The organism is Pseudomonas guariconensis (assembly GCF_015680235.1).
Classification (GTDB): Bacteria; Pseudomonadota; Gammaproteobacteria; order Pseudomonadales; family Pseudomonadaceae; genus Aquipseudomonas; species Aquipseudomonas guariconensis_A.
In genome coordinates this window covers 46,425-56,034 of the sequence record NZ_JADLJL010000032.1, presented here as the reverse complement: position 1 = coordinate 56,034, position 9,610 = coordinate 46,425, and the positions used below count along the sequence as shown (strand labels likewise).

Annotated in this window: 7 protein-coding genes; 4 read left to right on the top strand and 3 right to left on the bottom strand. The window is 64.7% G+C overall.

Annotated features, from left to right (window positions below; genetic code table 11):
- Positions 1–149: 149 nt before the first annotated feature.
- Positions 150–605, bottom strand: a complete 456-nt coding sequence (locus IRZ56_RS18845; RefSeq protein ID WP_196146321.1) for a DUF721 domain-containing protein — start codon at positions 603–605, stop codon at positions 150–152.
- Positions 606–959: 354 nt separating this feature from the next.
- On the opposite strand from IRZ56_RS18845, the gene secA reads away from it, so the two are divergent.
- The 4 genes from secA (at position 960) to IRZ56_RS18825 (ending at position 6,823) form a co-directional block, all read left to right on the top strand.
- A complete protein-coding gene (secA, locus tag IRZ56_RS18840; RefSeq protein WP_196146320.1) occupies positions 960–3,698 on the top strand; it encodes a preprotein translocase subunit SecA in 2,739 nt (912 codons plus the stop codon).
- 180 nt (positions 3,699–3,878) lie between these two features.
- On the top strand, positions 3,879–5,096 hold the full coding sequence (argJ, locus tag IRZ56_RS18835) for a bifunctional glutamate N-acetyltransferase/amino-acid acetyltransferase ArgJ (RefSeq protein ID WP_196146319.1): 1,218 nt from the start codon (positions 3,879–3,881) through the stop codon (positions 5,094–5,096).
- 153 nt (positions 5,097–5,249) lie between these two features.
- Entirely contained in the window at positions 5,250–5,882 is a 633-nt protein-coding gene (locus tag IRZ56_RS18830; protein WP_196146318.1) for a glutathione S-transferase family protein, read from the top strand.
- Positions 5,879–6,823: a Nudix family hydrolase gene (locus IRZ56_RS18825; RefSeq protein WP_196146317.1), complete on the top strand. Its 945-nt coding sequence runs from the start codon at positions 5,879–5,881 to the stop codon at positions 6,821–6,823. Before IRZ56_RS18830 ends, IRZ56_RS18825 begins: the two co-directional genes overlap by 4 nt.
- 158 nt (positions 6,824–6,981) lie before the next feature.
- Here IRZ56_RS18825 and IRZ56_RS18820 read toward each other — a convergent pair whose 3' ends face one another.
- Together IRZ56_RS18820 and IRZ56_RS18815 are read right to left on the bottom strand one after the other, a co-directional pair.
- A complete protein-coding gene (locus IRZ56_RS18820) occupies positions 6,982–7,548 on the bottom strand; it encodes a cob(I)yrinic acid a,c-diamide adenosyltransferase (RefSeq protein ID WP_196146316.1) in 567 nt (188 codons plus the stop codon).
- Between the two features lies 1 nt (position 7,549).
- Positions 7,550–9,580, bottom strand: coding sequence for a sensor histidine kinase (locus tag IRZ56_RS18815; RefSeq protein ID WP_196146315.1), 2,031 nt, complete (start codon positions 9,578–9,580; stop codon positions 7,550–7,552).
- Positions 9,581–9,610 lie beyond the last annotated feature (30 nt).

The window sequence follows — 9,610 nt, the reverse complement described above, 5'->3', positions numbered from 1 at the left end:
GCTTAGCCGCATAACCTGAACCGCCGTGTACGGAACCGTACGCACGGTGGTGTGAGAGGACGACGGGTGAGAGCCCGTCTCCTACTCGATCCTATTTTATGCCTATTGGGACCGATGGGGCTGCTGCGCCGAGAAGCGGCACCTGCGGGTTATCGCTTGTCTCGAGCATGACTGGCCAACCGCTCCAGCGCTGCGCGCAGCCTGGGGTCGGTAATGCCTTCAGCCGAATCACGAATGCTCTCGGCCGCCTTGCTCGACAGTTCGGCCCCTTGCCCCTCGCGCTTGGCCGGCACCAGCGGCGGCTGCACCTTGAACAGGATGCGCTGCAGGTTGCCGAAGGCCTCCAGCGCCTGCAGCTGGCGTTGCAGTCTTTTCTGCTGGTAGCGCAGGCGTGTCGCCCAATGACCGTCCGTCACCACCAGCAACAATGTGCCATCGCGCCAGGACGCCACATGGCAATGCTCGCGTGCCGCCGGCTGCAGCTGGCTTTCCAGCAGGCGCTGCAAGTGCTCCAGGCGTTCGGCCTGGTTGAGCAGCAGACGCAGCGGCCGAGCCTGGCGCAGCAGGGCAGCCGGTGGGCGGGCGGAGGAGCTCTTGTAGGCCATTGGAATACACGGTGGGTTACAGGACAGCCATCTTAACAGAAGCCCGTTGTACCGGTGCTGCCGGTGCGAACCCCTGTGGGGCTTGTCCCGCGATTGGGCGGCAAAACGCAACGCAACTGCCTGATCCTCTTCGGAAATGTCCCTGATACGTTTCATCTTCCAGCACCTTGAACTTGCCCGAAAAGGCCTTATGTTAGGAGGGCCCCCGCCAAAGCGCTGTGCCAGCATCGTGGAAATCCACCACTTTCCTCACCATCGTTTCCGGGTAGAATGCTCGTTCGCATGCAGCCCGTGGGCTGCACGGGCGACTCACGGGGCCGCCCTCCATCCCTAAGTGTGGAAGATCCTGTCGATATGTTTGCGCCTTTGTTAAAGAAACTTTTTGGAAGCAAGAACGAGCGTGAAGTCAAACGCATGCTCAAGACGGTGAATATCGTCAATGCCTTCGAAGAGAAGATGGTGGCCCTCTCCGACGAGCAGCTGCGAGGCAAGACCGCAGAGTTCAAGGAGCGCCTGGCCAAAGGCGAGACCCTCGACCAATTGCTGCCCGAAGCCTTCGCCGTGGCCCGTGAGGCCGGCAAGCGCGTCATGGGCATGCGTCACTTCGATGTGCAGCTGATCGGCGGCATGACCCTGCACGAGGGCATGATCGCAGAAATGCGCACCGGTGAAGGCAAGACGTTAGTCGGTACCCTGGCCGTCTACCTCAACGCGCTGTCCGGCAAGGGCGTGCACGTGGTAACGGTCAACGACTACCTGGCCCGCCGTGACGCCAACTGGATGCGCCCGCTGTACGAGTTCCTCGGTCTTTCCGTGGGCATCGTCTCGGCCTTCCAGCCACCGGAGGAGAAACGCGCTGCCTACGCCGCCGACATCACCTACGGCACCAACAACGAATTCGGTTTCGATTACCTGCGCGACAACATGGCGTTCAGCCAGGAAGAGAAGTTCCAGCGTGAGCTGAACTTCGCCGTGATCGACGAAGTCGACTCCATCCTCATCGACGAAGCCCGTACTCCGCTGATCATCTCCGGCCAGGCCGAGGACAGCTCCAAGCTGTACATCGAGATCAACCGCCTGATCCCGCGCCTGACCCAGCATATCGAGGAAGTCGAAGGCCAGGTGACCCAGGAAGGTCACTACACCATCGACGAGAAGAGCCGCCAGGTGGAACTCAACGAGGCTGGCCACCAGTTCATCGAGGAGATGCTCACCCAGGCCGGCCTGCTGGCCGAGGGCGAGAGCCTCTACTCGGCGCACAACCTGGGCCTGCTGACCCACGTCTACGCCGGCCTGCGCGCCCACAAGCTGTTCCACCGCAACGTCGAGTACATCGTCCAGGACGGCCAGGTCCTGCTGATCGACGAGCACACCGGCCGTACCATGCCGGGCCGCCGCCTGTCCGAGGGCCTGCACCAGGCCATCGAGGCGAAGGAGAACCTGAACATCCAGGCCGAGAGCCAGACCCTGGCCTCGACCACCTTCCAGAACTACTTCCGCCTCTACACCAAGCTGTCCGGCATGACCGGTACCGCCGATACCGAGGCCTTCGAGTTCGCTCAGATCTACGCCCTGAACGTGATGGTCATTCCGCCGAACAAGCCGTTGGCGCGCAAGGACTTCAACGACTTGGTGTACCTGACCGCCGACGAAAAGTACGCGGCGATCATCGCCGACATCAAGGAAAGCATGAAGCAGGGCCGCCCGGTCCTGGTCGGTACGGCCACTATCGAAACCTCCGAGCACATGTCCAACCTGCTCAAGAAGGAAGGTATCGAGCACAAGGTGCTCAACGCCAAGTACCACGAGAAGGAAGCCGAGATCATCGCCCAGGCCGGTGCGCCGGGCGCGCTGACCATCGCCACCAACATGGCCGGTCGGGGTACCGACATCCTGCTGGGGGGTAACTGGGAAGCCGAGGTCGCGGCCCTTGAGAACCCGAGCGCCGAGCAGATCGCCCAGATCAAGGCCGACTGGCAGAAGCGTCACCAGCAGGTGATCGAAGCCGGTGGCCTGCACGTGATCGCCTCCGAGCGCCACGAGTCCCGCCGTATCGACAACCAGCTGCGCGGCCGTGCCGGTCGTCAGGGCGACCCGGGTTCCAGCCGTTTCTATCTGTCGCTCGAAGACAGCCTGATGCGTATCTTCGCCTCCGATCGGGTGAAGAACTTCATGAAGGCGTTGGGGATGCAGTCTGGCGAGGCCATCGAGCATCGCATGGTCACCAACGCGATCGAGAAGGCCCAGCGCAAGGTCGAAGGCCGCAACTTCGACATCCGCAAGCAGTTGCTCGAATACGACGACGTGGCCAACGAGCAGCGCAAGGTGATCTACCACATGCGCAACAGCCTGCTGGCGGCCGACAACATCGGCGATACCATCGCCGAGTTCCGCCAGGAAGTGCTGGATGCCACCATCAGCCAGCACATTCCGCCACAGTCGCTGCCCGAGCAGTGGGACGTGGCCGGCCTGGAAGCGGCCCTGGCCAGCGATTTCGCCATGAAGCTGCCGATCCAGCAGTGGCTCGACGAGGACGAGCGCCTCTACGAGGAAACCCTGCGCGAGAAGCTGCTCAGCGAAATCACCGCGGCCTACAACGAGAAGGAAGATCAGGCTGGCGAGGAGGCCCTGCGCACCTTCGAGAAGCAGATCCTGCTGCGCGTGCTCGACGACCTGTGGAAAGACCACCTGTCGACCATGGACCACCTGCGTCACGGTATCCACCTGCGCGGCTATGCGCAGAAGAACCCGAAGCAGGAGTACAAGCGCGAATCCTTCAGCCTGTTCCAGGAACTGCTGGAGTCGATCAAGCGCGACACCATCCGTGTGCTGTCCCATGTCCAGGTCCGTCGCGAGGACCCGGCCGAAGAGGAAGCGCGCCTGCGTCGCGAAGCCGAGGAACTGGCCCAGCGCATGCAGTTCCAGCATGCCGCCGCCCCTGGCCTGGAAAGCGAAGAGCACGCTGCGCAGGAAGGTGCCGAAGTGGCCGTGGCCACCGCGCCGGTGCGCAACGAGCAGAAGCTGGGCCGCAACGAGCCGTGCTGGTGCGGTTCGGGCAAGAAGTTCAAGCATTGCCACGGCCAGATCGAGTGATCTGATCCGCCTGCTGTAACGTGACAAACCGGGGCCGCTGTGCGGCCCATTCGCGGCACAAGGCCGCTCCTACAGGGACCGCGCCCAAGGCACTGTAGGAGCGGCCTTGTGCCGCGAATGGGGCGCGAAGCGGCCCCGCTCTTCCATCACCTGTTCACCGTATTTTCTAGGAGCGCTCTAATGGCTGTTGGTCTTGGTCCTTTGCCCACCCTGCACCCGGTTCCCGGTTTTGAACTCGGCATCGCGTCCGCCGGCATCAAGCGCCCTGGGCGCAAGGACGTGGTGGTGATGCGTTGCGCCGAAGGCTCCAGCGTCGCGGGTGTATTCACCCTCAACGCCTTCTGCGCAGCGCCGGTGATCCTCTCCAAGCAGCGTGTACAAGGCACCGTGCGCTACCTGTTGACCAACACCGGCAACGCCAATGCCGGGACCGGCGCGCCAGGCCTGGCTGCCGCCGAGCGCACCTGCGCCAAGCTGGCCGAATTGGCCGGGGTCGATGCCAGTGCGGTATTGCCGTTCTCCACTGGCGTGATCGGCGAGCCGCTGCCGGTCGAGAAGATCGAGGGGGCGTTGCAGGCCGCCCTGGATGACCTGTCGGAAAACAACTGGGCGCAAGCCGCCACCGGCATCATGACCACCGACACTCTGCCCAAGGGTGCCAGCCGCCAATTCCAGCACGATGGCGTCATCGTCACGGTCACCGGCATCAGCAAGGGGGCCGGGATGATCCGTCCGAACATGGCCACCATGCTCGGCTACATCGCCACCGACGCCAAGGTCGCGCCTGCCGTGCTCAAGGACCTGCTGCTTGACGGTGCCAACAAGTCGTTCAACCGGATCACCATCGACGGCGACACCTCGACCAACGATTGCTGCATGCTGATCGCTACCGGCAAGGCCAACCTGCCGGAAGTCACCGAAGCCCGCGGGGCGCTGTTCGAAGCCTTGAAGAAAGCCGTGTTCGAGGTGTGCATGGAAGTGGCCCAGGCCATCGTGCGCGATGGCGAAGGTGCCACCAAGTTCGTCACCGTGCAGGTCAACGGCGGCGGTAACCACCAGGAGTGCCTGGACGTCGGCTACGCCGTGGCCCACTCGCCGCTGATCAAGACCGCGCTGTTCGCCTCCGATCCCAACTGGGGCCGCATCCTCGCTGCGGTCGGCCGTGCCGGCGTACCGGCGCTGGATGTCAGCCTGATCGACGTGTACCTCGACGACGTCTGCATCGCCAGCAAGGGCGGCCGCAGCCCGAGCTACACCGAGGAGCAGGGTTCCAAGGTGATGGCCCAGGAGGAAATCACCATTCGTATCGAGCTGGGCCGTGGCCAATGCAGCGAAACCATCTGGACCACCGACCTGTCCCACGAGTACGTGAAGATCAACGCTGAATACCGCACCTGATTCAGCTGGGGCCGCGTCGCGGCCCCTTCGCCGGCAAGCCGGCTCCCACAGATGCCGCCGTATACCCCAGACCTGTGCTGAACCTGTGGGAGCCGGCTTGCCGGAGATGGGCTGCAAGGCAGCCATGAATTTCCAAACCAATGGAGCCGAACCATGAGCTATCACCTGATCATCGGCGACAAGCTGTACTCCTCCTGGTCGCTGCGTGGCGCCCTGGCCCTGGAGCTGGCTGGTGTGCCCTATGAAGAAACGCTGATCAAGCTGAATCAGCCCGACACCCGCAAACGCATCCTCGAATTCTCGGCCAGTGGCAAGGTGCCGCTGCTCAAGACCGAACATGGCGTGATCGCCGATTCGCTGGCCATCGCCGAATACCTGGCCGAGCGCCACCCCGACGCCCAGCTGTGGCCTGCCGACATCGCTGCCCGTGCCCAGGCCCGCTCGGCCTGCGCGCAGATGCACAGCGGTTTCATGGCCCTGCGCACTGCCATGCCATTCGACCTGTCCCGCGACGAAGGCCTGGAAAGCATCCCGCTGGATGTCCAGGTGGATATCGATCGCATGGTCGCCCTCTGGTCCGAATGCCGCCTGGCGGCCAAGGAAAGCGGCCCGTTCCTGTTCGGCACGCCGAGCCTGGCCGACGCCTTCTTCGCCCCGGTGGCTGTGCGCTTGCGCACCTACCGCGTAGAAGTGCCGGCCGAAGCGGCTACCTACATCGAAACCATCTACCAGTGGCCGGCCTTCCAGGCCTGGCAGAAGGCAGGCCTGGCGGAGCGTGAAGGGTGAAACGGATCCACGTCGTAGCAGCAGTCATTCGTGGCACCGACGGGCGCATCCTGATCGCGCGGCGCGCCGACACCCAGCACCAGGGCGGCCTGTGGGAGTTCCCTGGCGGCAAGGTGGAGGAGGGCGAGGCCGTCGAGGCGGCGCTGGCCCGTGAGCTGCGTGAGGAACTGGGCATCGAGGTGACCCGTTCCCGGCCGCTGATCAAGGTCAGCCATGATTACCCGGACAAGCAGGTGCTGCTCGATGTCCGCGAAGTCGACGGCTTCACCGGCGAGCCCCATGGCGCCGAGGGCCAGCCGTTGGCCTGGGTGGCGCCCCGGGACCTGGCGCAGTACGACTTCCCCGAGGCCAACGCGCCGATCGTGGCGGCCGCCCGACTGCCTGACCAATACCTGATCACTCCGGACGGGCTGGACGCGCCGCAACTGCTACGCGGCATCCAGAAGGCCATCGCTGATGGCATCCGCCTGATCCAGCTGCGCGCACCGGACATGTACGATCCCAAGTACCGCGACGTGGCGGTGGATGCGGTCGGCTTGTGTGCCGGCAAGGCCCAGCTGATGCTCAAGGGGCCGTTGGAGTGGTTGGGGGATTTCCCCTCCGCTGGCTGGCACCTGACCTCGGCGCAACTGCGCAAGTATGCCGCCAATGGCCGCCCCTTCCCCAAGGCACGCTGGCTGGCGGCGTCCTGCCACGATGCCGAGGAGCTGGCTCTGGCCGAGCAGATGGGCGTGGATTTCGTCACCCTGTCGCCGGTGCAAGCGACCCAGACTCATCCGGACGCCGTGCCGCTGGGGTGGGAGGAAGCGGGGCGGCTGATCCAGGGGATCAACCATCCGGTGTTCCTGCTCGGCGGTGTCGGGGCCGGTGAGCGGGAGCAGGCTTGGGATGCCGGAGCACAGGGTGTTGCCGGGATCCGGGCGTTCTGGCCTGAAGTCTGAGTAATCGGGGCCGCTTTGCGGCCCATCGCCGGGGGGGCGCGGGCCCCCCCGGCGGGCGCCCCCCGCCCCCCCCCACAGGGCCTGCACAGAACTCAAGCCCTGTGCGGTCCTTGTGGGAGCCGGCTTGCCGGCGATGGGCTACGAAGTAGCCCCAAAAATCAGGCGTTAGGCTTATCCGCAGGCTGCCACAACACCTCGGCCACCCCCTGCCGCCGCCCGATGATCCGGGCCGCCACGAACAGCAGGTCCGACAATCGGTTGATGTACGCCAACCCGACCCCCTCCAGCGGCTCGAGCGCATTGAGCTGCTGGCAACGCCGCTCCGCGCTGCGCGCCAGGCTCCGGCACACATGGGCCTGGGCCACCAGCGCCGAGCCGCTGGGCAGGATGAAGTTCTTCAGCGGCCCCAGCTCTTCGTTCCAGCGATCGATCGCCGCTTCCAGCCGTTCGACTTCCACGGCGTTCAACGCCTGGTAGCTTGGCATTGCCAACTCGCCCCCCAGGTCGAACAACCGGTGCTGGCAGGGCGCCAGAACCTCCATCACTTCTTCCAGCCCTTCGTCCGCGAGCCCGGCGAGCAACAGGCCCAGCTGGCTGTTGAGGCTGTCCACCTCGCCGATGGCCTCGATGCGAGGGTGATCCTTCGGGACCCGGCGCCCATCGCCCAGGCCGGTCTCGCCCTTGTCGCCAGTGCGGGTGTAGATCTTCGACAGGCGATAGCCCATGTCATGCCTCCGTGGTGCCTGGTGCCGTCGGCACCGGTTGGCCAAGGGGCAGGCGCAGGGTGAAGCAGGTGCCCTGGCCGGGCGCGGAATGCACTTCCATTTGCCCCTTGTGGTTGTTGGTGATGATGAAATACGAGACCGACAGGCCCAGCCCGGTGCCCTGGCCGATTTCCTTGGTGGTGAAGAACGGCTCGAAGGTACGCTTGCGCACGGCTTCGGGCATGCCGACACCGTTGTCTTCCACCTGGATCTCCGCCCACGGCGGGTTGAGCCGGGTGCGCAGGGTGATGCGTCCTGGCTCGCTGGGTTGCGGGCGCTGGTGGATGGCCTGGGCGGCGTTCTTGAGCAGGTTGAGCAGCACCTGCTCCAGTTCGTTGGCCGTGCAGGGGACCGGCCCGAGCGCGGGGTCGAACTGGCGCACGATATGCTGCCCCTTGAAGTCGAAGCCGATGGCCAGGTCGAAGTCGTTGCCGGCGATCTCCACGGCCTGGTCGATCAGCGCCGGCAGGTCGCAGGGCGCCAGCTGTCGGTTGCTGCGGCGGCTGAAGCTGAGCATGTGGGTGACGATCTTGGCCGCGCGTGCGCCGGCTTGCTGGATGCCATCGAGCAACTGGGGTACCTCGCGGCTTTCCAGGTAGCGGTTGACGCTGGGCAGGTCGATGTCCAGCTCGGCCGCCTGCTCCTGGTTGCGCGGCAGCTCCGGCGACAGCCGCCGGCGGATGTTCTGCACGTTGTGCAGAATCGCGCCCAGGGGGTTGTTGATCTCGTGTGCCATGCCCGCGGCAAGCCCGCCGACCGAGAGCATCTTCTCCGACTGCACCATCATCTCTTCCAGCGAGAGACGCTGGGTGATGTCGTCGATGCGGATCACCACGCCACGCCCGCCTCCGCCCGTCAACGGGTAGAAGGTCAAGGCATAGTGGCGCACGTCCTCGCCCTTGGGCCAGGTGACCCGTTCGATCTTGGCCACGCGGTGTTTTTCCACGCTTTCCTTGAGCTGTGGCAGGAACGGCTTGAGCGGCTCGAAGGCGATGAAGATCGGCTGGTTCAGCGCCTCGTCCAGCGGTGTGCCGGAGAGCACTGTGGCCTCATGGTTCCACTGGGTCACGTAGAGCTGCTCGTCCAGGGCGATCAGGGCCGAGGGCATGGAATCGATGATGCTGTTGAGGTAGTTCTGAAAGCCCGTGAGCTTCTTCTCGATCTTGCTGCGCACCTGGACTTCCAGTTCCAGCTTGCGGTTGGTGTGGCGTGTTTCTTCCGCCAGGCCCTGGGCCTGGTCGTAGGCCATCTGGAATTCGTCGCGGGTGCGCTTGAGTTGCTGCTCGCGAGCCTCGATACGCGAGAGCATGGTGTTGAAGGCATCGGCGAGGCTGCCGATTTCGTCGTCATTGCCGCGCTGGGCGCGCAGAGCATAGCTTTCCTCGCGGGTGACCTGGCGGCTCAGCTCCTCGAGCTGGTGGATCGGCTGGGTGATCAAGCGCTTGATCTGCCGGGCGATGAGCAACCACAGCAGCACGCTGAAGATCAGGATCGCCAAGCTCGCGGTGAGGGTACCGGTGTAGAAGGCCGTCGGCAGTTCGCTGCTGGCGACCAGCAGCAGGTAGGCCGGCGGCTTGCCTTCGCGGGGCAGGGGGATCAGCTGGGTACTGCGAAACTCCATCATGCGCCAGCCGCTGATATTGCGAAAACGCTTGGGTAGCGCCAGTGGGTCGCCGTGTTGCAACTGTGCGAGCATGCGCCCATCCCCGCCATAGAGGGCTGCGGCACGTAGGGGCGAGTAGCTGTCCAGTTCCTTGAGCAGGGCGCTGGCCGCTTCCGGCGAGTCGCCAGCGCGTGCCGACAACTGGGGATTGGACACCAGCCGGCCGATGGTGTGCAGGGCCTGGGGTGCCATGCTTTCCTGGGTGATCCAGTAGGCGGCGCTGATGAACGCCAGGTTGGCCACCAGCAGGATGGTGACCAGCAGTACCAGCAAGGCCGCCAGCAGTTTCTGCCCGACCGGGAGATTTTCCAGGCGTTGGCGCAGGGTCATGGGCGAGGCGGTGTCCTCTGTGCGGTTGAT